The organism is Nocardia sp. NPDC055165, from assembly GCF_053606985.1.
Map to the genome: position 1 here is coordinate 178,367 of NZ_JBSGSS010000013.1, position 25,848 is coordinate 204,214.

The following is a 25,848-nucleotide window of genomic DNA, read 5'->3' on the forward strand; positions in this document are numbered from 1 at the left end:
CCATGAAGGCCAGGCTGTTCCTCAGCCATTCGAGCCGGGACAGCCGCGAAGCGGTCGCACTGCGGGTCTGGCTGATCGAGGCGGAACCCGGTCTGGCGGGCGAGATCTTCCTCGATCTCGACCCGGACACCGGGATTCCGGCAGGCGTGCGCTGGAAGGACGCGTTGCGCCGGGCAGGCGACCGCTGCGAGGCGGTCATCTGTCTGCTGTCGGACAACTGGGACAGTTCTCATGAGTGCAAGGTCGAATACCGCCATGCCGAGTCCCTGAACAAGCCGATCTTCACGGTCCGGCTCGAACCGCTGACCGGGCGCGACATGACCAGCGAGTGGCAGCGCTGCGACCTGTTCGGGGACGGACCGAAGACCACGATCCTGGTGGACGGGGAGAAGGTCGAGTTCCTGACCGAAGGGTTGCAGCGACTACGTCACGGTCTGCGGGCGGCCGGTATCGGCGCCGACACCTTCGGCTGGCCACCGCCCGGCGACCCGGGACGCGCACCGTACCGCGGGTGGGAACCGCTCGAATCTGTCGATGCCGCAGTATATTTCGGTCGCGACGCGCAGATCGGGCGAGCGATGGACACCGTGCGCGGCCTGCGTGGCCTCGGTGGTGGCCACCTGTTCGTCGTCCTCGGTCCCTCCGGCGTCGGCAAGTCGTCGTTCGTGCGCGCCGGGTTGCTGCCTCGGCTGGCCCGCGACGACCGCCACTTCCGCACCATGGACATCGTGCGGCCGCACCGCAGGGCGCTCACCGGCGATGCCGGATTCGCGCGGTCGATTCACGCGTTGCGCGTCGGCGTCGGGCTGCGCCGGCCCTGCCTCACCGAGATCGAGGACGGTGTCCGCGACATCGAACAGGTGCGGGCCTGGCTGATCGAAGCACAGCAGGCCGCGCGCGATCGCGTTGTGGACTCCGGCGACGACCCGGCGCCGACGCTGATTCTGCCGATCGACCAGGCCGAGGAGCTGTTCGGCCCCGAGGCGGGGGAGCAGGCAGGCGTGCTGCTCACTCTCCTCGGCGGGCTGCTCGACCGCGAGCGTGGGATCGCGATGATCGCGGTCGCCACTATCCGCTCGGACCGCTACGAACCGCTCCAGACCGCACCCATGCTGGCGTCGGTCGCGGTGCGCCCGTTCGACGATCTGAAACCGATGCCGCAGGCCCAGTTCAAGGAGGTGATCGTCGGGCCCGCGCGGCGGGCGAGAGAAGCCGGCGCGGAGTTGTCGTTCGCCCCGGACCTGGTGGAACGTCTGCTCGACGACTGGTCCCGCGGCGCCGACACCCTGCCGCTGCTCTCGCTCACCCTCGCCCGGCTGTACCGGGACTACGGGGACGGGGAGATCACCCTCGCGCACTACGAATCCCTCGGTGGATTGCGGCGGGTGGTACAGCGGGAGGTCGACGAGCTCCTCGACGCCGATCCCGAGGTCCGGGCCGGGCAGTTGGCGATCCTGCGGCGGGCCTTCGTGCCGTGGCTGGCGACGATCAATTCCGGCAACGACCAGCCGATGCGCCGCCCGGCCCGCTGGTTCGATCTGCCGCCGGAGAGCCATCCGCTGCTCGAGGAGTTCGTCGCACGCAGGCTGTTGGTCAAAGACGAGCGAGACGGCGCCGTTGTCGTCGAGGTCGCGTTGGAAAGCCTGCTGCGCCAATGGGATACCCTCGCCGACTGGCTGCGGGTGCAGGCCGGCGAGCTGGAAGCCGCCGACAACCTCGAGCGGGCCGCGCAGGCGTGGGAGCAGAACGGGCGGCGCGAGGAATGGCTGCTGTCGGGGTCACGGCTCACCGATGCCGAATCACTGGCCACCGCACCAGGATTCCGCGAGCGGCTCAACCCTGCCCGGGGATTGCTGCTGGCCTCACGGCAGGCCGAGGACGAGCGCATCGCCGAGGAACGTCGGCACCGGGAGGACGAGCTGCGGGCCGCCAGGGAACGCCAGCAGGCGGCGGAAACGTTGGCGGCCACGGAGAGCCGGGCGAAGGAGGACGCGCAGCGCAGCGCCAGGGCGTTGCACCGGCGGTCGCGGATTCTGCGGGCGGCGCTGGCGGTGACCATGGTGGCCGCGCTGGTCGCGGGTTTGCTGTGGGTGCGCGCGGATCGGGCGCAAGAACGTGCCGTCGCCGAGAGCCGTCGCGCGACAGCACTGGCATTGTCGGCGAACTCGCAGCTCATGCTCTCGGGCCGGTGGCCGGGAAAGAGCGACGACATCCTGGGTATGCAGATGGCTATCGCCGCGTACCGTCTCGGCGAGGGGACCGGGCGGGAGTTCGCCCTGCTCAACGCGATCCACCAGCAGGGCAAAATCCGCAAGATCGCCGACATGGACGAGGCCGACGTCTCCAGCGTCACCTATAGCCCGAATGGGAAACAGATCGCTGCCACGCGTGGGAACGCGATCCAGCTCCTCGATGCCGCAACCTGGACCCCGATCGGCGCTCTGCTGTCAGGTCACGCGTCCGAAGTCACTCGCATCGCGTTCAGTCCGGACGGTGCCCGGCTGGTGTCCGCAGGTCGAGATCGAACTGTTCGGCTCTGGGATGTCGAGTCCCAGAAGCAGATCGGGGCCGAAATGCGCGGCCACACCGGTGTGGTCGTCGGCGTCGCGTTCAGCCCGGACGGCCACCACATCGTGTCGGCGAGCTTGGATGAATCCGTCCGGCTCTGGGATGCCGGGACGCATCAGCAGATCGGCGAGATGACCGGGCACACCACGCCGGTGACCTCGGTGGCGTTCGGCGAGAACGGGTTGATCGCCTCGGGTGACGTCGGCGGCACCGTCCAACTGTGGGACGCTCGGTCCCAACGGCCCTCGGGGGATCCGCTGACCGCGCACACCGGCAGCGCGGTGAACAGCCTTGCCTTCGACCGCAATGGCGACCGGCTGGTGGTCGCGGGATTCGATCTCCAGCAATGGGATACCAGGACCCGCCGCCCGATCGGGGAGCCGCTTCGCGGGCACACCGCCGCGGTAGAACAAGTCGTCTACAGCGGCGACAGCACGCAGATCGCTTCGGCAGGCGATGACAAGACGATCCGGCTGTGGGATGCCGCGACGGGCAGGCCCATCGGAGAGCCACTGGAGGGACACGAGCTGGTGGTGTCCAGTGTCGCCTTCCATCCCGACTCCGGTCGAATCCTCTCCGGCAGTATGGATTCCACCGTCCGTGAGTGGGATGTGGGTGGCGGGCGAACCATCCACCACGGCGCGAGAGTGCTGGGCGCGGACGTGAGCCCGGACGGCAGGCATATCGTCTCCGGCGGTGCGGACGGCACCATTCGGCAGTGGGATACCGGCACCGGTGCGCAGGTCGGTCCCTTGATCCGCGGCGACGACGGCCTTTTCCAGCTCGCGGAGTACACAGCAGAAGGCACGCAGCTGGAGGCCGCCGGGTTCAGCCCCGAATCCCTCACCTGGACCGAAATTCGGTTCTGGGATGCCGCATCGGGCGCTGCGGTCGGGCCGCCGATCCCGCTGCCGCCCGAAACGGCTGTTTTCGTACACGACCCTGGTCGGCGCAGGATCGTGATCGCCGGCGACGGAAAGGCACAGATTCGAGACATGGCGAGTATGCGGCCGGTCGGACCGGAACTGCGCCACGACGACGGTTTCGTGCAGATGGTGTCGATCGACGACGCCGGACGGCGCGTCGCCACCGGCGCCACCGACTACGCGGTCCGGTTGTGGGACGCCGACACCGGCAATCCGGTCGGCGACCCGATGGTCGGGGACGGGTGGGTCAAGAGCACCAGCTTCAGCCCGGACGGCCGACTGCTCGCCGTCGGTTACGAAGACAAGACGATTCGCATCTGGAACACCGATACCGGCCGGGAAATCGGCGAACCCATGGTGCAGGACGGCCCCGCCACCAGAGTCCAATTCTCTCGGGACGGCCGCACACTGGTCACCGTCGGTACCGACAACGTGTTGCGGCTGTGGGATGTGGGAACGCACCGCCAGATCGGACCGGCCCTGGTCGGTCACGGCGCTCTCGTCACCGCTGTCGATTTCCTGCCCGACGGTTCGGGGATCATCTCGGCGAGCATCGACGAGACCATCCGGATGTGGCCCGTGCCGACCGCCTCGCCCGAGCAACTGTGCGCCAAGATGACGCACAACATGAGCCGGGAGATGTGGCGGGGCCGGGTCTCCTCGGAGATCGGCTACATCGAGCTGTGCCCGGGACTTCCGATCGCCGGCGAGGAGGAGTAGCCGATGTCCGACGACGATCTCCTGAACACTCTCTGGCAGCGCCGAACTCGCTGGTCGGCCACCGCTACCCGGATGAAGCGCCGGTTGGATCGAGTGCGGCTCACCGTCCTGTTCCTCGGCAGCTGGGGTGCGATCGCCACGGCCTCGACCACGACGATCCTGCGCTCGGCCGGCACCACGACCCGCGTCGTGGCGCTGTCGGGTGCGGTGGCGCTGGCGGTGGCGACGTTCCTCACCGCCCAGTACCTCACCGCGGAATCGACCCGCCGCTGGACCCGGGCACGGGCCGTCTCCGAAGGCATCAAGCAGAGAATTCTCACCTTCCGCGCCATCGGCGACGCGCAACAGACCGAGCGATTGCTGACCGAGATCGAGGGCATCGAGCACGCCGCCGAGGACCTGCTGCCGCTGCTCGCGCCCGGCGACGACGCCGTCCAGGCGCCGCGATCGATGCGGCCCGACGAGTACGTCCGCGATCGGGTACGGGCCCAGATCGATGACTACTACCTGCCGACGGCCCGCTGCTACGGCGCCCGCGCGACCAGGTTGCGCCGCGCGGCCGTCGGACTCGGCCTCGCGGCCACGATCGTCGCCGCGATCAACACCGGCGTCGGCGCGGAATCGTCGGGCCGGATCGCTCCGTGGGTCGCGGTCATGACCACGCTGAGCGGATCGTTGCTGGCCTACCTCGCGGGCAAGCGGTACGACTTCCTGGTGATGACCTATCTCGCCACCGCGGATCGCCTGCGACGGCGGCTCGATCGGTGGCGCGCCGACGGATCACCCACCGATCGGGTGCCGTGGGCGGAATTCGTCACGGACTGCGAGAACACCATCTCGCTTGAGAACGCGAGCTGGATGGCGAAATGGGGCGAGCGCGCGGAGACCTGAACCCGTGCAGCCGAATCCGAGTTGCGGCAGGGGTGGCCCGTGCCGGATAACCTGAGCGCAGTCACGTGGGTGGTCGTGCGAAGGAGTGGTGATGGAGTTCGGGCCGGAGGCGATCCTTGCGGGATACCGCATCGAGCGCAGGCTCGGTGGCGGGGGAATGGGGACGGTGTATCTGGCCCAGCATCCTCGGCTGCCGCGCCGCGACGCCGTGAAGGTGCTCGATGGGCGGCTCGCGGTGGAGCCGACGTTTCGGGCCCGATTCGAGCGTGAGGCCGATCTGGCCGCGCGGCTGCGTCATCCGAATGTCGTGCAGATCTTCGATCGGGGCGTCGACGGCGATCGGTTGTGGATCGCGATGCAGTTCGTGGACGGGCTCGACGCGGCACAGCTGCTGCGCCAGGGGCTGTCGGTGCTCACGCCCCAGCGGGCGGTACGCATTGTCGCCGAGGCGGCGAAGGGACTGGACTACGCGCATCGGCAAGGCTTGCTGCATCGCGACATCAAACCGGCGAACCTGCTGATCGCCCGTGCCGACGACGGCACCGACGAGGTGATGGTCACCGACTTCGGGATCGCTCGGAGCATGGGGGAGACGACGAGTCTCACCTCCGCGGGATCGGTGCTCGGCACGCTCGCGTACGCGGCGCCCGAACAGCTCGAGGGGCAACCGCTGGATGTGCGCACCGACGTGTACGCCCTCGGCGGCACCCTCTACGAGCTGCTCACCGGGTTCGTGCCGTTCCAGCGGGAGAGTCCGGCGGCGTTGATCAGCGCGCATCTGATCGAGCCGCCGCCGCGTCCGTCGGCCGGACATCCGGGGCTGCCGCCTGCCCTGGACGGGGTGATCGCGCGGGCGATGGCGAAGAATCCGGACGACCGATACGCCAGCTGCGGTGAGCTCGCCGACGCGGCGATTTCGGCTCTCACCGGCGCGCCGGTGGTGGGGGAGACCGCTGTGCTGCAGCGGGATACGCCGCAGGCTCCTGGCAGGTCGCTGACCAGGAAAGTCCTGCTCGGTGTCGGTGGCGCGGCGGTGGTGGCCGCGGTGACCGCGTTCGCCGTGCTGACCGCCGCGAACAGGGGTGCTTCGGACGCGCCTGCCACGACGCAGACCGCGCGGATCGGCGCCGTCCCGAACAGCCCGAAGGCGGCGGCGGTCCTGCGCCCCTGGCTCGACGATGTCCTCGCCGGTGACATGAGCGCCCTGATCCGCAAGTGCTGGACCCAGTCGCCCGCCGAGATCCCCGGGATGTACGGCGATGTCGAGCAGATCGCCGATGCGGTGCGCCGACCCGGCAGCCTGGGCCAGTTCGGACCGTATTGGCAGAACAACGCGCTACAGGTCAGCCTGCGCCCCAGCGAGTTACGGTCCGTGTACGGCTGCCCGATCGTCAGTGACCGATCGTCGACCGGGCTCACCGAGGAGCAGGCTCGCTACACCGTCGAGCGCTATCTGAGCCGGGTGGTCGGCGACCCCGTGAACCCGGCCGACGTGGAACCGGACTACCCACTGCTGTGCAACGGCACCCAGCCGGGCACCGCCCTGTCCGGGGTGCGGCGATTCGAGGACAAGGCACTCACGGTCCGTAGCTCGACAGGCACCGTCGTCACCATCAACGCGCCGGTGAGCAGTGCGGACGGTGCGACATCAGCGGTCGAGCTCACCCTCGAGCACGCCGCGAACGGCTACTGCATCTCCCGCCTGGACCGTGCAGGCTGAGCTGGGGTTTCGAAAGCCCGGCGGCAGGTGCAGCTCATCCGAAAAGGGTGATCCGTCCAGCTCGCCGCCGTGGCTACGGTGGAGGAACGTCCACGCTGAATCCAGTCAGGAGTTGCCGTGCCGAAGTTGGAGATCAAGAGGAAAACAGAGCTCTCCCGCACAGAGGTAGGCGAGCGGCTCATCATGATCGGACGGGCCCTCGCCCACGGCTCCGAAGTGGAACTGAAGACCGGTGACGACTCGATCGAGATCGTCGTCGCCGACCGCCTCCAGTGGGAATTCGAGATCGAAGTCGACGGCGACGAGACCGAAATCGAAATCGAGATCAAGTGGCACGACGATCCCGCCGCCGAGACGAGGTCCGACGCGAAACCGGCCCCGGCCCCGGCTCCGAAACCGGCGCCGAAACCGAGACCGGCCACGAAATCGGCGTCGAAACCGGCACCGGCCAAGGCGGTGCGCCGTCCCCGGTCGCGCAAGACCACCGCCAAGTGAACCGCCTCCATGAACTCGCCGGACACCGCCGGTAGCCGCGCTCGACGCTGGTGGGCGCGACTGGCGTTCGTCGCCGCTGCCGCGGCTGTGGTGGTGCCCGTGCTCGCCGCCGGGGTGTTCGGCGCGTTGGCGTTGCTGATCGTCGGCACCGGCGGCGTCGTGGTCGCTGTGGCGGCGCTCTACTCGTTCATCACCCGGTTCGGCATCCTGCGGTGGATCGCACTGGGGGTGGCGCTGCTCGCGCCGGTCGTCGTGGTGGTGTCATTCGTGCGGGCGAATCTGCTGTGGGTGGTCCTGGTGTGGGGTGCGCTCGCGCTGGTGACCCTCGGCGCCGCCCGCGCCGCCCTGCGCGGCAGCGGTTCGGACGCGAAGATGCCCGAATTTCCGGTCCCACCTCCGCAGCGCCCCTTCCTGATCATGAATCCGCGCTCCGGTGGCGGGAAGGTGACGAAGTTCGACCTGGTGCGCAAAGCCGAAGAACTCGGTGCCCGCGTGGCGTTGCTCGAAGGACCCGAGGAAATCGACGTCACCGCACTGGCTCACCAGGCAGTCGCGGAGGGCGCCGATCTGCTCGGGGTCGCCGGCGGCGACGGGACCCAGGCCCTCGTCGCGGCTGTGGCGGTCGAACACGATCTGCCGTTCCTGGTGATCAGCGCCGGCACCCGCAATCACTTCGCCATGGATCTCGGGCTCGATCGCGCGGATCCCACCCGGTCACTCGACGCCCTGCGCGACGGTGTGGAGTTGCGCGTCGATCTGGGCACCGTGAACGGACGGCCCTTCGTCAACAACGCCTCGTTCGGGGTCTACGCGGAGATCGTGCGCAGTCCGGAATATCGCGACGACAAGACCGCGACGGTGCTGGCGCTGCTTCCCGACCTGCTCACTGGACACAGCGGCCCGAAACTGGTCGCCCGGATCGGTGCGATGGCGGTGGCGGGACCACAGGCGATCCTGGTGAGCAACAACCCGTACGGCAGCAATGATCTAGCGGGCCTGAGCCGTCGTATTCGCCTCGATCGCGGTGTTCTCGGCGCGGTCACGCTGTCGGTCACCAGCACCAGGGAAGCGGTCGGTCTGCTGCGCCGAACCCGTCTTCGCGGCCTGTCGCAGGAGACAGCGATCGAGTTGATCGTCGACGCCGACGCCCCCGAGATCCCGGCAGGCATAGACGGCGAATCCCTGTTGCTCGCTACACCCGTCCGGTGCACCATCCAGCCGGGGGCGCTGCGCGTGCTGGTACCCAGAACCAGACCGGGGGTTCGTCCCGCCGCCGCGGCCTTCGACTGGGTACGACTGTGGCAGACGGCGCGCTGGGCTCGTCCGAGCTCATAGCTGGGCCAGCTGGTCGTCGAGCCGGGCCAGCCACCTGTCGAGCAGTTCGACATGCTCGGGGGTCGCCCGGTCGCGTACTCGACGCAGGGAGTCTCGCAGACCTGTGACGACCATCGGTGAGCGGGCGGCGAAGGCGATGTCGTCGACCCCGGTCCGGACGAATTCCTCCCATCCCGGCAGATGAACGACCAGCCTGTCGACACCGGCGTTGTCGGTGACCCGCAGCGGTTCGAGACGTGTCTCGGCCACCCATCCGAGAAGATCCTCCAACTCGTCGATGGCCTGTACGGCTGTCGCCGGATCGTTCACCGCGCTGGACAACGCGCGCAGCGCGATATCGGCCAGCAGCCGAAGCGCGAGCAGCGGGTCCTGCTCGAAGGTTCGTTCGGTGCCGACGACGAGACCGCCCAGCACAGCGTCTTCCGGCAGTTCGCCGCCGTGCACATCTGCCACGTGACAGCCGTGATGCAGTGTGGCGCCAGGATTCTCACGTAAGACGATGGTCACGTTCGCGGCCGTCGCGGCGTCGATCAGGTCGGCCGTCTCGACCCGTTGCAGCACTGCGGGCGGCTGCTTCCAGACAACCGTCGTCCGCACGGGCGGCAGCTGTGGCGAGTCGAGGCGGGGTGCGGCGTACAGGGCGGTGAGCACCGTCCGCCCGTGATCGGCGATCGTACTGAGCGCGGGCACCAACTGAATGGCGGCGAAGGCCCGCAACAGCAATGCCCGCAACAGCACGAGCAGCACGAACAGCGCCAGCATCGCGAGGACCGGCACGACCGCCGAAACCTCGGGACTTCTGCCGATGGCGAGGGCCGCGGTCACACAGAACACGACCAACCCGAGGGCGAACCCGAAGGTCCGCCAGATGAAGGGGTCGTCGCGGAACAGCATCAACCGTGGCGTGAACGTGGACATCACCCATTGCACCACCAGGAAAAGCAGCGAGAAGATCAAGGCCACCGCACCGAGCAGGCCGATTCCGATCGAGAGCAGCGCGTCGGTCACCGGGGCGCTCGGCGCGCGTGGTCCCCAGGCGATCTTCGGGGCGGCCAGGCCCGCGCCGAGCCCGGCGAGCATGAAGGCGAGCTGGGCCAGACCGGCTCGCAGGCGGCGTGGGCGTGCTGTCCGGGCGGGCATTCGCCGATGGTCACACATCGGCCGTGAGCTCGGCTCACCCGAAAAGGATGACTCCTCGCGACAGTGGCCCGGTGCGTCGGTGGCGGGGCGAGAGGGGGTCGACTGGGCCGGCTGACCGCCAGGGCTAGTGGTCGACGAGGTCGTCGGCGGAAATCCGGGCGAGTTCTTCGGCGAGGGCGGCGACGGTGTCGCGGATCTGGTCTTCGGTGTGGCAGGAGGTGACGAAGAAGCGGAGCCGGGCCAGGTCTTCCGGCACGGCGGGATAGATGATCGGGTTGACGTTGATCGCGCGATGCAGCAGCGCGGTGGACAGTTTCAGCGTCTTCATCGAGTCGCCGACGATGCACGGGATGATCGGAGTGTTGTGGCTGTCGCCGGTGTTGATACCCGCCTCGCGGGCGAGGCGAAGGAACAGTTCGGCATTGTGTCGAAGGCGGTCGAGCGGCGTGTGGTCGGTCCGCAACAACCGCATCGCGGCCAAGGACGCGGCCGCGTTCATCGGTGTCATGCCGACGCTGTAGACGAAGCCCGGAGTGGTGTATTTCAGGAATTGGACCAGCTCCGCGCTGCCTGCCACATAGCCACCGCAGCCCGCGAGCGCCTTCGACATCGTGCCGGACCACAGCTCGACATCACGGCGGTCGACATCGAAGTATTCGCCGATGCCGCCGCCGTTCTCGCCGAGTACGCCGACGCTGTGCGCCTCGTCGATCATCAGCAGGGCCCGGTGCTTCTTCTTGATCTCGATGATCGCGGGCAGATCGGGGATGTCACCGTCCTGGCTGTAGACGCCTTCGATGAGGATGAGGACCCGGCGGTATTGGTGCCGGATCTCGGTCAGCAACGCGTCGAGGGCGGCGTGGTCGTTGTGCGGGAACGGTCTGCGGGTGGCGCCGGACAGTCGGCAGCCCTGCAGGATGGAGTCGTGCGCCAGGCTGTCGTGGATCACCAGATCCTCGGGGCCGACCAGATGGCCGATGATCGTCACGTTCGTCGAATGACCGCCCACCAGTGCGATCGCGTCCTCGGTACCGAGCAGGGCGGCCAGTTCGGCCTCGAGTTCGCGATGGATCGGCTTCTCGCCGGAGAGCAGTCGGCTGGCCGAGACCGAACTGCCGTAGCGGGCCACGGCGTCTTGCACGGCGGCGACGACGGCGGGGTGACCCGACATCCCCAGATAGTTGTAGCTGGAGAAGTTGACCACCTGGGTGCCACCGATGAACGAGGTGTCTCGGGTGACGCCGTCGTTGATCAGGAAGTAGGGGTTGGCCAGGCCCATTGCTTCGCCGCCCGCGAGCCGATCGGTGATGGCTCGCACCTCGGCGAAGTCGGAGACCCTGTACTCGGGGGCGACGTCTGCCTGCCTGGCTTCGGCTGCGGTGGAGGTGGTTTCGGATGTCTCGACCGACGTGTTCGGCGCGGCAGGGGAATCGGGTCGTCGACCGGTGAAGTGGGCGATGACATCGCCGAGCGTCGTTGTCCCCGTGACCAGGGCCGGGTCGACGGTCGTGCCGGGGATCTTGCGGGTCAGACCGGTGAACAGGTCGGTGAGCATGAGCGAGTCGAAGCCCAGGCTGTCGCCGAGTGTTCGGCTGTCCGCCAGCCGGTCGGCGGGAAATCCGCTCACCCTGGCCACCTCCGCGCGGACGATCGCGGCGGCGTCCGGGGCGTGATCGTTTCGCACGGAGCCGGAGCCGGTGTCGAGGGGTGCGCCGGGTGCCTGGCCGGGCGCCGCCAGCAGGCCCGCCAGTACCGCGTTCTGTTCACGGAAGAGCGCGATCAGTGAGTCCATCGTCGTTTCCTCGGTAGGTGCGGAGTGGGGTGTGGGTGCCGATGCGCCGACAGTGGGTGGCTCCACCCAGAACCGGTGCGCGCCAGAGAACTCGTACACCGGCAGGCGGTGACGGACGCGCTGCGCGGGTTCGTAGAGTTCGTTCCACACGGGGTCGAGACCGTCACGGTAGAGCGCGGCGACGGTGGCGGCGAGGTCGTCGCCGGTCGCGCCGGGGCCGGGACTCGGGGACAGGCAGCGTGCACCGAGCCCGGGATCGATCCTGCGCACCGCCGCGGTGAGTACGCGCCGGGGGCCGACCTCGACGAGGTGCGTCGGGTCGGTGCCGAGCGCGGCGTGGACGGCGTCGCCGAAACGGACTGTGGCGCGGACGTGTTCGGTCCAGTATTCGGCGTCCATCACCTCCTCGGGATCGAGCAGCCTGCCGTGCACGGTCGAGTAGATAGGCAGTGCGGCGGCGCGGTAGGAGCAGGTATTGGCGATGGTGTCGAACTCGGCGAGCATCGGCGCCATCAGCGGACTGTGGAACGCGTGCGACACGGTGAGCGGTTTCGCGATCACCGACCGGGTGCGCAGCGCCGAGGCGATACGGTGCAGCGCCTCGGCGTCGCCGGAGAGGACGAGATCCTCCGGGCCGTTGACGGCGGCGACCACCACGGCGGGTTCGTCGGTGAGCAGGTCGGCGATCTGCTCGGTGGCGGCGCGTGCGGCCAGCATCGCGCCACCGGCCGGCAGTCGTTGCATCAGCCGTCCCCGCGCGGTGACCAGCTTGCAGGCGTCGTCGAGATCGAAGACACCCGCCACCGCCGCGGCCGCGAATTCGCCGATGCTGTGCCCGATCAGCCAGGCCGGTCGGATGCCGAGGTCGGCGAGCGTCTTGGCGATGGCGTATTCCATGGCGAAGATCGCCGGTTGCGCGAGGGCGGTGGGATCGAGGTCGGCGTGTTCGTCGAGCAGCAGGTCTCGGATCGATCGGCGGAGGTGGGCGGCCATGGCGGTGTCGACGAGTTCGAGTGCTCGCCGGAACCCCGGGCTCGTCTCGTGCAGAGCTCGCCCCATACCGGGGAATTGCGAGCCCTGACCGGTGAACATCCAGCCGGCGCGCACCGGCTGCGCGAGACCGTGCCGCCGGCTCACGTCGTCGCCTGTGCCGTCAACGGGATGCAACTGCGCGATTGCCTCGTCGCGGTGGTGGGCGATGACGGCGAGCCGGTGCCGACCCGACGACTTGACCTGATTGCTCGTCCAGCAGAACTGGGCGAAGTGGTCCTCCGTGACCGATGTCAACGCCTCCGACATCCGGATCGCGTTGCGCCGCAGTCCATCCTCGCTGTCCGACGAGAGGGTGATCACCCTCGCTCCGGCTGTTCCAGGTGCCCCGGATACTGCCGACGCGGCGGGAACCTGGGAAGTCACGGGCGATGCGGTGGCGCTCGCCAACACCATGTGCACATTCGTACCGCCGAGCCCGAAGCTGCTCACCCCACCGTGCGCGGGTCCGTCGAGCGGCATCGGATCGTCGAGCAGGCGCAGGCCGTGCCGGGCCATCTGCAGGCGCGGATTCTCCTGGTCGGCGAACCTGGACGGCGGGACCACCCCGTGGTGCAGGCTGAGGACGGCTTTGATGAGCCCGGCCACGCCCGCGGCCCCCTCGGTGTGGCCGAGGTTGCCCTTGATCGACCCGATCCCGCAGGGCCGCGCCCGGTTGCTCCCGTGCAGCTTGCCGAGCGCCTTGACCTCGATCATGTCGCCGAGAACCGTTCCGGTGCCGTGTGCCTCGATGAAGTCGATGTCGTCGGGTCGTACGCCCGCTCGCCGGTAGGCTTCGCCGATCACCTTCTGTTGCGCCCATCGGTTCGGCGCGGTGATGCCGTTGCTGCGCCCGTCGGAGTTGACGGCGCTGCCTTTGATCACCGCGTAGATCGGCAGCCCCGCGGCCTCGGCATCCGCCAGGCGGCGCAGGACGAGCACTGCCACGCCTTCACCGCGCACGATCCCGTCGGCGTTGCCGCTGAACGGTTTACACCGCGCGTCCGGCGCCGACAGACCCGCCTGGGTGTAGAACACGCCGACGGCCGGGGTCAGCACGAGATTGACGCCCCCCGCGACGGCTTGGTCGCAATCGCCTGCTGCCAAGGCATTGCACGCGAGGTGGACCGCGACCAGCGACGACGAGCATGCCGTGTCGACCGCGATGCTCGGCCCTTCGAGGTCGAACTGGTAGGACAGACGGTTCGCGGTCATGAAGTATCCGTTGCCGGATCCGTGCTGCGGCGTGATCGCGGCGTAGTCGCTCATCTGCAGATTGGCCCACTCGTTGGCCATCACGCCGACATAGACCCCGGTCCGTGAGCCTGCCTGCGCCCGGGGGTCGAGCGCGGCGTCCTCGAAGGCTCGCCAGGTGGCCTGCAACAGCAGTCGTTGTTGCGGGTCCATCGATTCGGCCTCGTGCGCGGTGATGCCGAAGAATTCGGCGTCGAACGCGTCGGCGTCGTCGATGAATCCGCCGCTGCGGGTGTTGATGGTGCCGGGTGCGCCGGCCGGGTCGTGGAAGTCGTCGGCGTTCCAGCGGCTCGACGGGACTTCGGAGATCGCGTCGCGGCCGTCGATCAGCAACTGCCACAACCGCGCCGGGTCGGCGGCGTGCGGGAAACGGCAGTCGAGGCCGACGACAGCGATATCGGTCATGCCGCGACGGCGATTTCGGCGGTGAGGTAGGTGGCGATGGCCGCGATGGTGGGGTATTCGAAGACCAGGGTCGGGTCGATGTCGAGCATCCACCGGTCTTCGATCTCGCCGCACAGGGCCACTGCCGACACCGAGTCCATGCCGAGTTCGGCGAGCGGGATCGTCGGGTCCACCTGGTGCGGTGCGCGTTCGGTGTAGTCGGCGACGCGCTCGATGAGCCAGTCCTGGGTTGTCGTGGAGTGAGTGGTGATGGTGGCGAACATGTTTCGGCTCCTCAGTGGGTCGCGGTCGAGGATCGGCTCAGGGCCGGTTCGAGGTCTTCGTGCAGGACGGTCGAGATGCTGTTGTCGACGAAGGCCTCGCGCATCGAGGCCCGTTGGACTTTGCCGCTGGTGGTGCGGTGCACGGAGCGGCTCTCGATGAGGACGACGCTCGGTGCGGGGACATCGAAACCGCGGGCGACCGCGATCTTGATCGTCGAGGTCAGCTCGGCGAGGGTGGTACCGCGCAGCAGCGCTGTCTTGATGCCCTGCACGACGACGAGCCGTTCCCGGGCGCCTGCTTCGACGGAGACGGCCACGCCGGTGGTGAGCGCGGGATGCAACGCCTCCACCAGTTCCTCGACATCCTGCGGGTAGAGGTTTCGGCCGTTGATGATCAGCAGGTCCTTGAGCCGCCCGGTGACGAACAGTTCGCCGTCGCGCAACATTCCGAGGTCGCCGGTGCGCAGGAAGGGCCCTTCGTCGCCGAGATGCGCGTCGAAGGTGTGCCGGGTCTCCTCGGGCCGATTCCAATAGCCGGCTGCCACGCTGTCGCCGCGAACCCAGATCTCGCCGACGGTGTCGTCGGTGACCTGCTGCCCGGTGTGCGGGTCGACGATGCGGACGGTGAGACCGCGCGCCGGTTGTCCGCAACCGACCAGCATGCTGTCGGGCCCTTCGGTGACGACGGGCTGTGCATCGACCGGCCCGGAGGTGACGAGCAGCGTCGCCTCGGCCAGGCCGTAGGCGGGCAGCAGTGCGGTCGGTCGCCACCCCGCGGGTGCGAACCGTTCGCGCATCGCGGTGATGGTGCGTTCGCGGACCGGCTCGGCGCCGCACAACGCCACCTCGAGGGAGGACAGGTCGAGGGTGGCCAATTGTTCGTCGGTGACGCGCTTGGCGATCAGTTCATAGGCGAAGTTCGGGGCGGCGGTGCAGGTGGCGCGGTACTTGTCGATCGCCTGTAGCCAGCGCACGGGGCGTTTGAGGAAGGTGGTGGGCGACATGAACACCAGGTTCGCGCCGGCGTAGATCGAGGCGAGCAGCGAGCCGATCAGGCCCATGTCGTGAAATTGCGGGATCCAGGTGACGCCGGTCGAGGTGTCGTCGCTCCCGATCGCGGCGGCGATCGCGGCTTCGTTGTGCAGGAGGTTGCCGTGGGTGACGACGACACCCTTCGGTGTGCCGGTCGAGCCGGACGTGTACTGCAGGAACGCGATGGTCCCGGTGTCGATGTCGGGCAGGCGCCACGCGTCGGGGTCACCGAGCTGTTCGTCGGTGGCCACCACGGCCGCGGTGGTGGCCGCGGCGACCATCGGCTGGAAGTTGGCGGTGGTCAGAACCAGGCGGGCGCCGGAGTCGGCGATGATGCCCGCTACGCGCCGCGTGCTGCGCTCGTCGTGCGGCAGGGGCGCGGGCACCGCGATGACGCCCGCGTAGAGGCAGCCGAGGAAGGCCCGCAGGAAAGCCATGCCGTCGTGGTAGAGCAGAACGACGGGTTCGGTCGATTCCGGGCGATCGGCCAGCCACGCGGCGAGCGCCCTGGCATCGTGATCGAGATCGCGGTAGGTGACGACCTCCTCGACGAGCTCGCGCCCCGCCTCACGCAGGTAGATGTAGGAGCGGGTCTCGCCGTAGACGCGAACCTGCTGCCTGACGTGGTGCACGTAGCTGGGCTGCATGTGGCCTTTCCTTCACCGGGGAGAAAGTCATAGGGACTGACTATGACTATCCGCTCTCTGTGCCGGTCCGGATAGTGCCCGCAGGTATCACCCGGCGAACCCGGGGGTGGCCGCTGTCCACCCCTGGGTGTGGGCCGCCGTGGCCTCGCCGCGATCGCGCGCACGACTCAGATGACGATGACCCGGCGTCCGCGTGAGTGACCGGCCTGGCTGTCGACGTGCGCCGCGGCGGCGTCGGACAGCGAGTACGACTTCTCGACCGGGATACGCAGTGTGCCCTGCGAGATGAGGGCGGCGGCCTCGGCGAGCGCATCCGGCACGCTCCCCGCCACGCCGGAGAATCGGACCCCGAGGGCGGGTGCACCGAGATCGGCGATGGTGAGCACCCGCTGTGGATCCCCGGTCAGCTCGACGAGCTCGCCGATCACCCCCGAGCCCGCCAGATCGAGGGCCGCGTCGACCGGCCCGAACCGGCGCACCCGCTCGACCCACCCCTCGCCGTACGTCGTGGGGAGGGCGCCGAGGCTCCGGAGATAGTCCTGGTTCGCGGCCCCCGCGGTGCCGATCACCGTGATGCCACGCTCGCGCGCGATCTGCAGCACCGCCGATCCGACACCCCCCGACGCGCCGCTGACCAGCAGTGTCTGCCCGGCCCGCACACCGACCTCGCCGATGACGCGCAGCGCGGTCTCCACCACGGAGGGATACCCAGCGGCTTCCTCGAACGTCAGGCCCGCCGGCATGCGGGCCCAGGCCGTCAGCAAGGCGAACTCGGCATAGGTGCTCGAGCCTTCGCCGAACACCGGGTCGCCGACCTCGACTCCGTCGACGCCCGCGCCGACCTCGTCCACCACCCCGGCCGCGTCCAGCCCGACACCGGCGGGCAAGGCGATCGGATGCGCCCCGAGGATCTGGCCTTCGCGCAGCCGCCAGTCGACAGGGTTGACGCCCGCCGCGCGCACCGCGATGCGAATCCGGCCGGGGCCCGCGTGGGGCTCCTCGGCATCGATGAGTTGCAGGACGTCGGGACCGCCGAACTCGGCGAAGCTCACTTTCCTCATGCCTCGAACGTAACACTAACGGTTAGTGTTTTGAAACAGGTATGAATTCATAACTGATACAGATTCCTAACTGGTAGCCTCCTGGCATGACCCTGCCGACCGGACGTCGTGAGCGCAAGAAGGCCGCGACCCGCCAGAAGATCGCCGATACCGCCCTGCGGCTCTTCCTGGAACGCGGGTACGACGAGGTGGGCATCCGCGAAGTCGCCGCTGAGGCCGACGTTGCCGTCACGACACTGTTCGCCCACTTCGCCGCCAAAGAGGCCCTGGTGTTCGAGCGGGATGAGGACTTCGAACAGGGACTCGTGCGGGCGGTCACCGACCGGGCGGCCAACGAACCGCTCATTCCCGCGCTGCGGCGCGAAATCCATGCCATGGTGCGACATTGCTCGGCGGACGGCGCCGCCCCGATCTGGCACATGATCGACGAATCCCCCGCGTTGCGCAGGTACGGGGAGTCGATGCGGGTGCGCCATGCGCAGGCGCTGGCAGCGGCCGTCGCCGCCGATCCCGCGTTGGCGCGGACCACGACGGAGAGCGCGGCGATCGCGAGGTTCGTGATCGACGCCTACTCGCTGGGCCGGGAGGCCGCCGATCCGGAAGCCGCGGTGGACGAGATCTTCCGGATGATCGAGGCGGCCTGGGAGTGCACCGGCCCCGGGGCTTCGGTATAGCCGGCGGGACGAACCGCAGCGGGCGGCCGCAGGTGTCTGCGGCCGCCCGGATCCACCTCTTACCCGACGGCGGCCGGGGCGAACGTCGAGCGTTCGAAGCGGCCCGCGGGGGCGAACTCCGCCAGCAATTCGGCCGCGTCCGTGCCGGTGACCTCGGTGATGTAGGCGGCGGCGTCGGTGGGGGAGTCGATCGGCAGGAACGGCTGCGGACGGTGCAGCAGGCCGACCAATGCCGAAGCGAACTTCGGGTTCACGGCGGCCGTGGCGAAGAACTGGCCGCCGATGTCGCCGAATTCGGGGTCGCTGAGGAACAGGCGGGTCACCTTGGCGGCGGCGTCGCTGCGGGCAGCGAGGAACGTGGCGTACTGGTCGGTGATCCACTGTTCGTCGAACGGTCCGTCGTGTACGGCGGCGGCCGCGACCAGGCGCTGCGCCTGGATCAGCCCGCTCTGCGCGCCTTGGCCCGCGACCGGGTCGTAGGCGACCGCGGTGTCACCGAGGGCGGCGACCGGATGGCCGCCCGCGGTGTGTCCCACCCCGGCCCGCACGACCGGCCGGACCGCGCCCTTGAGCCAGGAGTGCGGGTCCTCGGCAATCACCTGGGTGGCCTGCACTTCCGGCAGGTCCCAGTCGATGTAGTCGCGGTAGAGATCCTTCACGATCTGCAACGCCGATTCGGCGGAATCGGCTGCGGCGAAACGGGTTTCCCAGTCGCTGCCGGGTCGGGCCCAGCCCAGGAACGCCCAGCTCGGACCCGCGTCCTTGTGCAGGTACGGACCCCACCACGCCTCGCCCTGCTCGGCGAGAATGGAGAACAGGCTGTGCGCCCCGCCTGCCGGGCTGCGGTGCGCGAAGACGCCAGGGTCGAAGTCCAGGCCGGTCACGGTGACCGTGAGCAGCGAGCGCTGCGGCTTGTCGTAGACAGTGCGTTCCTCGTCGATCGGGAACAGGTCGGCCAGCCCGCCGCGGCCGGTGGCGACCAGGGTGAGGTCGTTGGCGGCGGCGATGGCGTCGAGGGATTCAGGGGTGACCGGTTCGACGACGAAATCGCCGCCGCGTTCGAGGAAGGCCGTGAGGCGCTCATCGGCCTTGAGCCGGGTGTCGACGGCGACGCCGACATAACCGTCGAAGGTGCCGTCGAAGGCGATCAGTTCGGCGTTCTCGGGTCCGGCGATCCGCACGCTGAGCCCGGTGTGGCGGGGCGCGCGCCCGGTGTAGCTGTCGAGCCCGAGCGCCGCCTCGGCCTGCTGGGTCTCGCCGAATTCGAGGGCGGTGCCGGTGGCGGGGACGTCGTCACGGAGTGAGCGTTGATCTCGGTCGCTGTAGAGGGTCACGGTGAAACCGGCGTCGAGAAGACCTAGCGCCGCAGTGACGCCGGTTTGGCCGGCGCCGATTACCGCGGCCGAACGAGGGGAACGGGAAACGGGTGTCTGCGATGTCATACCGGAATGGTGCGCTCACCTTCGCCCGATGATGAGTGTTGCGATCAGCGGGAATCGATCCGAATACCTTGCACCCCAGCGGATATAGCTATGTGGGCACGCCGATCGGCGCCAGGCCGAGTACGTCCTGGCGCCGATCGGCGATACACGCCACGCTACGGACGGGCGAGTGCCTCCACCGGTTCGGGACGCGACTGCTTGGGTGGCAACACGGTGGACCGCGGACCGCCGACGCGATACCCGGCGCCGCGATGCTCGGGCGGGAGCCGATCACCGGCACCGAACAGGGCATTGCGCAAGGTGCCCGGCTCGTAGTCGGTCCGGTAGACGCCGCGCTCGGTCAAGACCGGAACAACGTGGCGCACAATGTCTTCGAATGTCCCCGGCGTGATCGCGTAGGCGAGGTTGAATCCGTCCAGGTCGGTGTCGGCGACCCACTCCTGCAACAGGTCGGCGACTGTTTCGCCGGAGCCGGTGAACACCGGGCCCATGCCGCCGATGCCCGCCCAGCGGCCGATATCGCGCACCGTCCATTCGCGGCCGTCGTCGTCGAATTCCTGGAACGCCGCGACCGCGGACTGGATGGCGTTGCTCTGCACATCGCCGATCGGGTCGTCGAGGTCGTACTGCGACAGGTCGATTCCCATCCAGCCGGACATGAACACCAGTCCGCCTTCGATGCTCGCGTAGGACAGGTACTCCTCGCGCTTTGCCCGTGCGGCGGTGTCGGTCTCGTCGGTGATGATGGTGGCCAGCGCGTAGATCCTGGCCGCGTACCGGTCACGGCCTGCGGCCTCGAGCGCGTCCCGGACACGCGAAACTGTTTGCGCCAGGATTCGTTTGGAGGGTCCGGCGATGAAGATCGCCTCGGCGTTCTCGGCCGCGAACCGCACACCGCGCGGGGAGGCGCCCGCCTGATAGATCACCGGCGTCCGCTGCGGCGACGGTTCGGAGACGTGGATCCCCGGCACGGTGTAGTGCTTGCCGTGGTGGCCGATGTGGTGCACCTTCGACGGATCGGTGTAGATGCCGCGTTCGGCATCGCGCACCACCGCGTCGTCCTCCCACGAACCCTCCCAGAGCTTGTAGAGCACCTCGAGGTATTCGTCGGCCTGGTTGTACCGTTCGTCGTGGTCGAGTTGATCCTCGGCGCCGAAATTCCTTGCCGCGGAAGGCAGATAGCCGGTCACCACGTTCCAGCCGAGCCGCCCGTTCGTGAGGTGGTCGAGGGTGGACAGGCGGCGCGCGAACGGAAACGGGTGTTCGAAGCCGGTGCCGGTCGTGATCCCGAAACCGAGGTGCTCGGTCACCGCCGCCATCGCCGACACCAGCAGCAGCGGATCGGCGACCGGCGTCTGCGCGCCCTGGCGCAGCGCGGCGATGTCGTTGCCGCCGTACACGTCGTAGGTGCCGAGGACGTCGGCGATGAAGATCCCGTCGAACCGTCCGCGTTCGAGCAGTGTCGCCAGCTCGGTCCAGTAGCCGATATCGGTGTAGCGGTGCGACTGGTCCTCAGGATGACGCCACAGCCCCGGGGATTGGTGGGCGACGCAGTTCATGTCGAAGGCGTTGAACCGGATCGGCCTGCTCATCGCGGTGCCGCCACGGTGCTCGCATCCTCGGGCTCCGGACTCGCGGAAGCTGTTGCGCCGGTGTTCCGCTCGCCCGCGCTCCAGCCGAACGGCAGGTCGGTGCCGTTGAGCAGGTAGTCGCCGACCGCGCGAGCTTTGAAGAGGGCGGGATTGTGCACCGAGATGGTGCGGGCGTTGCGCCAATGGCGATCCAGGCGCAGCTGTTCGGACACGATCGAGGCTCCGCCGAGCTCGAACAATTGGGTCGTGGCGCCGAGCACGATGTCGATCACCCCGAGTTGTGCTTGCGCGGCGGCCAATTCGGCGGCCACGAGATCCTTCTCGTCCGTCGCCCCGGCGTCGAGCACCCGGTCGAGCACATCGGCCACCGCGAGTACCGCCGCACGCGCGGTGAACGCCGCCGCCGACAGCTTGCCGATCACCTGCTGGACGAGGGGGTCCTCGCGCGGCAGATCGGCGGCGGCATGGGTGTAGGTGCGGGTGCGCGCGCTCACCCATTCCCTGGCGTCGCGTTCGGCGCGGGCGGCGATCCCCGCGAGCACCGCCAGCTGCACCAGTTGCAGGTAGGCGGTGCCGTAGGTGGGCCCCGCGACACCGTAGCCGGGTCCGAGGACGCGGTCCTCGGCCACCACGACATCGGTGAACTCGGTGGTGCCGCTCGCAGTGAGCCGCTGCCCGAAGCCGTCCCAGTCATCGTGTTGCACAACACCTTCGGCGTCCGCGTCGACCAGCACGCCGAGCCGCTCGCCGTCACTGTCGGCCGCGACGAGGATGTGATCGGCGAACAGTGATCCGGTGCTGTAGTACTTCACGCCGTTGAGCAGCAGCCGGTCACCGTCGCGGGTCAGCCGGGTGCGATACCGGTCGACCGCGCCGACCCCCGGTTCGGTGATCGCATTGCCGACCAGGGTCCCCGCCGCGACCGCCCGCAACCATCGCTCCCGCGCCGGCGCCGCCTGCGCCAGGAGCTGATCCTCGACGAACGACCAGTGCACCCGCAGTGCCTGCGGCAGATTCGACTCGGCCGCCGCCAGGTCGATGAGCAACCGGAACAGCTGTCGCACACTCACGCCGTACCCGCCGAACTCGACCGGCACCCGCAACGCCCCGAACTTGGCCTCCTTCAACCAGCCCACCTCGTCGAACGGCAGCCGCCGATCGACCTCCCGTTCCACCGCGCCCGCGGCTATCCGGTCGAAGATCGGGGCGAAGATGGCGTCCAGCTCGGAATCGGTGGTCGATGGCGCGGCGGTGGAAGTCATGCTTCCACGATCGCGCAGGGAGATGCCGGATTCACGGGTTGCGCGCAGCGCGATCACAACGGAGTGGACTCCGATCTATCATTGGCGACGAAGTGTCTGCGCGGAGGAAGTGAGTGGCGAGCATGTCGGTACCTGACGACGACCCGAGCGCGATCTTTCGCCGGTACCTGAGTTCGGTGGTGCTGCACGCCCAGGCAGGTGCGAAGGCTGTCGATCTGCACGCGACCGACCTGTACGCGCTGAACATCCTCGCGCTGAGCGGCGCGATGACGCCGGGTGAGCTCGGCACTCGAACCGGCCTCACCACCGGTCCGACCACTCGTCTGGTCGACCGCCTCGAACAGGCGGGGTACGTGCGTCGCGGCGCCGACCCCGGCGACCGGCGCAAGGTCATCGTCGAGCCGATCGACCAGCCCGCCGAGCTCGACAAGGTGCTCGCCCCGGCGCGGCGCCGGATCGGCGAGATCATCGCGAGCTACACCCCCGAGCAGCGCGAAGTGCTCTTCGACTACTTCGCTCGGGCGGCAGTGGCCTACCAGGAGTCCGTCGTCGATCTTCGCGACTGAGGCTCACGGATCGTTCATCGCCCTCGGCACCGCGCCTACCTGCGTGCCCACCGCTGATCGGCGGTGGGCACGCGGTCAGTGGCCGCGGGCGATCCAGTCCGCGAGCGCGGGACGCTCCGTGCCGATGGTGGTGGTGTCGCCGTGACCGGTGTGGACCGTGGTCTCCTCGGGGAGCGTGAGCAATCGGTCTCGGATCGAGTCGATGATCGTGTCGAAGTCGGAGAACGAGCGGCCGGTGGCGCCCGGGCCTCCCGCGAACAGGGTGTCACCGGTGAACAGGGCCGCGAGGTCGGGCAGGTGCAGCGAGATCGAGCCGGGGGAGTGGCCGGGGGTGTGCAGGATGTCGATATCGGTGCCCGCCACCGTGATCCGGGTGGTATCCGCCAGCGAGTGGTAGTCGGCCCTCGGGTGGGTCATGCGCCAGAGGGGCTCGTCGCCGGGATGCAGCAGGACGGGGGCGTCGAGGCGCTGCGCGAGTTCTGGCGCGACGGTGACGTGGTCGTTGTGGCCGTGTGTGCACAGGATCGCGGTGACGTGCCGGTCGCCGACCGCGGCGGCGATGGCATCGGCGTCGTGGGCGGCGTCGATGACGAGCACCTCGGTGTCGTCACCGATGAGCCACACATTGTTGTCGACATCCCAGGTGCCGCCGTCGAGCGCGAAAGTGCCCGAGGTGACGACTCTTTCGATGCGAGTCACCACACCACCACCGAACGCAGCACCCGGCCCTGCGCCATCGCGGCGAACGCCTGCTCGACCCCGTCGATGCCGATCCGCTCGGTGACGAACCGGTCCAGCGGCAGTCGGCCCTGCCGGTAGAGGTCGATGAGCATCGGGAAGTCGCGCTCGGGCAGGCAGTCGCCGTACCAGGAGGATTTCAGCGCACCGCCGTGCGAGAAGAAGTCGATCAGCGGCATCTCCAATGTCATGTCGGGTGTCGGGACGCCGACGAGAACGACCGTGCCCGCCAGGTCGCGCCCGTAGAACGCCTGCTGCCAGGTCTCCGGGCGGCCGACCGCGTCGATCACCACATCGGCACCGAAACCGCCGGTGAGTTCCTTGATCCGCTCGACCACGTCCTCGCTGGTCGCGTCGATGGTGTGGGTGGCGCCGAAGTCCTTGGCCCAGTCCAGTTTTTGCTGATCACGATCGATCGCGATGATCGTGCCCGCACCGGCGAGGCGCGCACCGGCGATGGCGGCGTCACCGACGCCCCCGCAGCCGATCACCGCGACGCTGTCCCCGCGCGAGACGTTGCCGGTGTTCACGGCGGCGCCGATCCCGGCCATCACGCCACAGCCGAGCAGGCCGGCGACGGCGGGATCGGTCTCGGAATCGACCTTGGTGCACTGCTTTTCGTGCACGAGGGTCTTGTCGGCGAAAGCGCCGACGCCTAGGGCCGGGGTGAGCGGGGTGCCGTCGGTGAGCGTCATCGGGACGCTGGCGTTGTGGGTGTCGAAGCAGTACCAGGGGCGCCCGCGCCGACACGCTCGGCATTCGCCACACACCGCGCGCCAGTTGAGGACGACGAAATCGCCCGCGGCCACATGGGTCACCGCCGCGCCGACGGACTCGACCACACCGGCGGCTTCGTGCCCGAGCAGGAACGGGAACTCGTCGTTGATGCCGCCGTCGCGATAGTGCAGGTCGGTGTGGCACACCCCGCAGGCCTGGACGCGGACGACGACATCGTGCGGTCCCGGGTCGGGAATCACGATGTCGACGGTTTCGACCGGCGCATCCTTCGCGCGGGCGATGACTCCGCGGACGGTGTCTGGCATGCGGACCTCCTCATGGTTGGCGTGGGTCTACGTCAACGCTAGCGGGGCCGCCCGCCCGGTCAATGCGGGATGGGTGGGATCTCACCTGTCGGACTGCCGAGTTCTTCTCGCACATGGTGTTCGACGAGCAACGGAACATAGTTGCGGATGTGCACCTTCCCGAACGCGTCGTAGACGTTGTGCACGATGTCGGCGAGCTCAGCGGGTGCGATGGTCGGGTACCGGATGATCAACCGCTCGATGACCTCGTCGAGTTGGCGGTTCTCGTGAGTAGTCATATTTCGGGGGTACCCGGCGATACCGTCGATCAACGGGGCGGTGCCTACTTTTCGTCGAAACCAGAGATGCCCCAGTTCCCCGGATCGCGTCCTGACGGCTGCGCATAGACGGTGTCGATGGTGGCGATCGGCGCTGCGTCCTGGACGTGGGGGGACGGGGTGGGCACGGTGGAGCATGACCTGACCAGAGGAGATACCTATGAATCCGGCTCGCCCGGCAGTTCGTGGCCCCCGCGCGGCCGTGCTCGCGCTCGCGGTGCTCGCGGTGGGCGTCGGCGCCTGCTCCGCCGACCCGGGCACGCCGGAATCCGCCGTCGCCTCGGCGACGCCCGAGACGTCGGCCACGACTTCCGCTGCCACCCCGCAGACCAGGCAGCTCGACCACGCCCTGGACGCCGACCTCTACGACGCGGCCGTCGCCGACGATGCCGCCCGGGTCCGCGACCTGATCGCCCGCGGCGCCGATATGGAGACGCGTGGCGACAACGGGCGCACACCACTGGTCGCCGCCACCAAGAGCACGGCGACCGCGGCCGCATCGGCCTTGATCGAGGCGGGCGCCGACGTGAACGCCGCGGACGACCTCCAGGACTCCGCCTACCTGTACGCCGGAGCCGAGGGCCTCGACGAGATCCTCGCGGCGACCCTGCGCCACGGCGCGGACCTGCGCAGTGTGAACCGTTACGGCGGTACGGCACTCATCCCGGCGAGCGAGCACGCGCATGTGAGCACCGTGCGGATGCTGATCGCCGCGGGCGTCGACGTCAACCATGTGAACAAGCCGCGGTGGACGGCACTGCAGGAGGCGGTCGTCTACGGCGACGGCTCGCAGCGCTACCAGGAAACCGTCACCGCGCTGCTCGCCGCGGGCGCCGACCCGCAGATCCGCGATGCCGAAGGCCGCACCGCGCTACAGAACGCCGAACGCCTCCACCAGGACGCGATCGTCGCACTGCTGCGCTGAGCGGGCGCGCC

Annotated in this window: 19 protein-coding genes; 8 read left to right on the forward strand and 11 right to left on the reverse strand. The window is 68.8% G+C overall.

Annotated elements, in window-relative coordinates:
* Nucleotides 1-2: 2 nt before the first annotated feature.
* The 5 genes from ACWFRF_RS25280 to ACWFRF_RS25300 all read left to right on the forward strand — a co-directional run bounded on the left by ACWFRF_RS25280 (nucleotide 3) and on the right by ACWFRF_RS25300 (nucleotide 8,655).
* Nucleotides 3-4,214 carry an nSTAND1 domain-containing NTPase gene (locus ACWFRF_RS25280; protein WP_452452562.1) on the forward strand — a complete coding sequence of 1,404 codons (4,212 nt, stop codon included), beginning with the start codon at nucleotides 3-5 and terminating at the stop codon, nucleotides 4,212-4,214.
* 3 nt (nucleotides 4,215-4,217) lie between these two features.
* Nucleotides 4,218-5,105, forward strand: a complete 888-nt coding sequence (locus tag ACWFRF_RS25285) for a DUF4231 domain-containing protein (protein ID WP_452452564.1) — start codon at nucleotides 4,218-4,220, stop codon at nucleotides 5,103-5,105.
* A 91-nt stretch (nucleotides 5,106-5,196) separates the two neighbouring features.
* Nucleotides 5,197-6,825: a serine/threonine-protein kinase gene (locus ACWFRF_RS25290; protein ID WP_452452565.1), complete on the forward strand. Its 1,629-nt coding sequence runs from the start codon at nucleotides 5,197-5,199 to the stop codon at nucleotides 6,823-6,825.
* 117 nt (nucleotides 6,826-6,942) lie between these two features.
* Nucleotides 6,943-7,320 (forward strand): amphi-Trp domain-containing protein, encoded by a 378-nt coding sequence (locus ACWFRF_RS25295; protein ID WP_378993956.1) that lies wholly within the window; start codon nucleotides 6,943-6,945, stop codon nucleotides 7,318-7,320.
* Between the two features lie 9 nt (nucleotides 7,321-7,329).
* Nucleotides 7,330-8,655, forward strand: coding sequence for a diacylglycerol/lipid kinase family protein (locus ACWFRF_RS25300; protein WP_452452567.1), 1,326 nt, complete (start codon nucleotides 7,330-7,332; stop codon nucleotides 8,653-8,655).
* On the opposite strand, the gene ACWFRF_RS25305 is transcribed toward ACWFRF_RS25300, so the two are convergent.
* From ACWFRF_RS25305 to ACWFRF_RS25325, 5 genes are all read right to left on the reverse strand, one after another.
* Nucleotides 8,650-9,795, reverse strand: a complete 1,146-nt coding sequence (locus ACWFRF_RS25305; RefSeq protein ID WP_452452569.1) for a DUF2254 family protein — start codon at nucleotides 9,793-9,795, stop codon at nucleotides 8,650-8,652. The two genes, ACWFRF_RS25300 and ACWFRF_RS25305, sit on opposite strands and share 6 nt — an antisense overlap.
* A gap of 124 nt (nucleotides 9,796-9,919) precedes the next feature.
* Nucleotides 9,920-14,275 carry a type I polyketide synthase gene (locus tag ACWFRF_RS25310; protein WP_452452571.1) on the reverse strand — a complete coding sequence of 1,452 codons (4,356 nt, stop codon included), beginning with the start codon at nucleotides 14,273-14,275 and terminating at the stop codon, nucleotides 9,920-9,922.
* Nucleotides 14,272-14,538: an acyl carrier protein gene (locus tag ACWFRF_RS25315; RefSeq protein ID WP_378993964.1), complete on the reverse strand. Its 267-nt coding sequence runs from the start codon at nucleotides 14,536-14,538 to the stop codon at nucleotides 14,272-14,274. The genes ACWFRF_RS25310 and ACWFRF_RS25315 overlap by 4 nt, the downstream gene beginning before the upstream one ends.
* 11 nt (nucleotides 14,539-14,549) lie before the next feature.
* Complete coding sequence (locus ACWFRF_RS25320; RefSeq protein ID WP_452452573.1) at nucleotides 14,550-16,217, reverse strand: fatty acyl-AMP ligase; 1,668 nt, start codon at nucleotides 16,215-16,217, stop codon at nucleotides 14,550-14,552.
* A gap of 167 nt (nucleotides 16,218-16,384) precedes the next feature.
* Complete coding sequence (locus tag ACWFRF_RS25325; RefSeq protein ID WP_452452575.1) at nucleotides 16,385-17,278, reverse strand: NADP-dependent oxidoreductase; 894 nt, start codon at nucleotides 17,276-17,278, stop codon at nucleotides 16,385-16,387.
* Nucleotides 17,279-17,364: 86 nt separating this feature from the next.
* Between ACWFRF_RS25325 and ACWFRF_RS25330 the strand changes: the two genes are divergently transcribed.
* Nucleotides 17,365-17,952: a TetR/AcrR family transcriptional regulator gene (locus ACWFRF_RS25330; protein ID WP_452452576.1), complete on the forward strand. Its 588-nt coding sequence runs from the start codon at nucleotides 17,365-17,367 to the stop codon at nucleotides 17,950-17,952.
* Between the two features lie 59 nt (nucleotides 17,953-18,011).
* Here ACWFRF_RS25330 and ACWFRF_RS25335 read toward each other — a convergent pair whose 3' ends face one another.
* From ACWFRF_RS25335 to ACWFRF_RS25345, 3 genes are all read right to left on the reverse strand, one after another.
* Nucleotides 18,012-19,394, reverse strand: a complete 1,383-nt coding sequence (locus ACWFRF_RS25335) for a styrene monooxygenase/indole monooxygenase family protein (RefSeq protein WP_449968855.1) — start codon at nucleotides 19,392-19,394, stop codon at nucleotides 18,012-18,014.
* Nucleotides 19,395-19,549: 155 nt separating this feature from the next.
* On the reverse strand, nucleotides 19,550-20,986 hold the full coding sequence (locus tag ACWFRF_RS25340; RefSeq protein WP_452452579.1) for an LLM class flavin-dependent oxidoreductase: 1,437 nt from the start codon (nucleotides 20,984-20,986) through the stop codon (nucleotides 19,550-19,552).
* Nucleotides 20,983-22,248 (reverse strand): acyl-CoA dehydrogenase family protein, encoded by a 1,266-nt coding sequence (locus tag ACWFRF_RS25345; RefSeq protein ID WP_452452581.1) that lies wholly within the window; start codon nucleotides 22,246-22,248, stop codon nucleotides 20,983-20,985. Before ACWFRF_RS25345 ends, ACWFRF_RS25340 begins: the two co-directional genes overlap by 4 nt.
* 122 nt (nucleotides 22,249-22,370) lie before the next feature.
* On the opposite strand from ACWFRF_RS25345, the gene ACWFRF_RS25350 reads away from it, so the two are divergent.
* A complete protein-coding gene (locus ACWFRF_RS25350) occupies nucleotides 22,371-22,814 on the forward strand; it encodes a MarR family winged helix-turn-helix transcriptional regulator (protein WP_452452583.1) in 444 nt (147 codons plus the stop codon).
* Between the two features lie 75 nt (nucleotides 22,815-22,889).
* Here ACWFRF_RS25350 and ACWFRF_RS25355 read toward each other — a convergent pair whose 3' ends face one another.
* Genes ACWFRF_RS25355 through ACWFRF_RS25365 form a run of 3 tightly spaced genes read right to left on the reverse strand, consistent with a single transcriptional unit; the run spans nucleotide 22,890 to nucleotide 24,873 of the window.
* A complete protein-coding gene (locus ACWFRF_RS25355) occupies nucleotides 22,890-23,516 on the reverse strand; it encodes an MBL fold metallo-hydrolase (protein WP_452452584.1) in 627 nt (208 codons plus the stop codon).
* Nucleotides 23,510-24,595 (reverse strand): S-(hydroxymethyl)mycothiol dehydrogenase, encoded by a 1,086-nt coding sequence (locus tag ACWFRF_RS25360; RefSeq protein ID WP_387447883.1) that lies wholly within the window; start codon nucleotides 24,593-24,595, stop codon nucleotides 23,510-23,512. The genes ACWFRF_RS25355 and ACWFRF_RS25360 overlap by 7 nt, the downstream gene beginning before the upstream one ends.
* 59 nt (nucleotides 24,596-24,654) lie before the next feature.
* Entirely contained in the window at nucleotides 24,655-24,873 is a 219-nt protein-coding gene (locus ACWFRF_RS25365) for a three-helix bundle dimerization domain-containing protein (RefSeq protein ID WP_358067951.1), read from the reverse strand.
* 199 nt (nucleotides 24,874-25,072) lie between these two features.
* Between ACWFRF_RS25365 and ACWFRF_RS25370 the strand changes: the two genes are divergently transcribed.
* Nucleotides 25,073-25,837 (forward strand): ankyrin repeat domain-containing protein, encoded by a 765-nt coding sequence (locus ACWFRF_RS25370; RefSeq protein ID WP_452452586.1) that lies wholly within the window; start codon nucleotides 25,073-25,075, stop codon nucleotides 25,835-25,837.
* The last annotated feature ends 11 nt before the right edge of the window (nucleotides 25,838-25,848 follow it).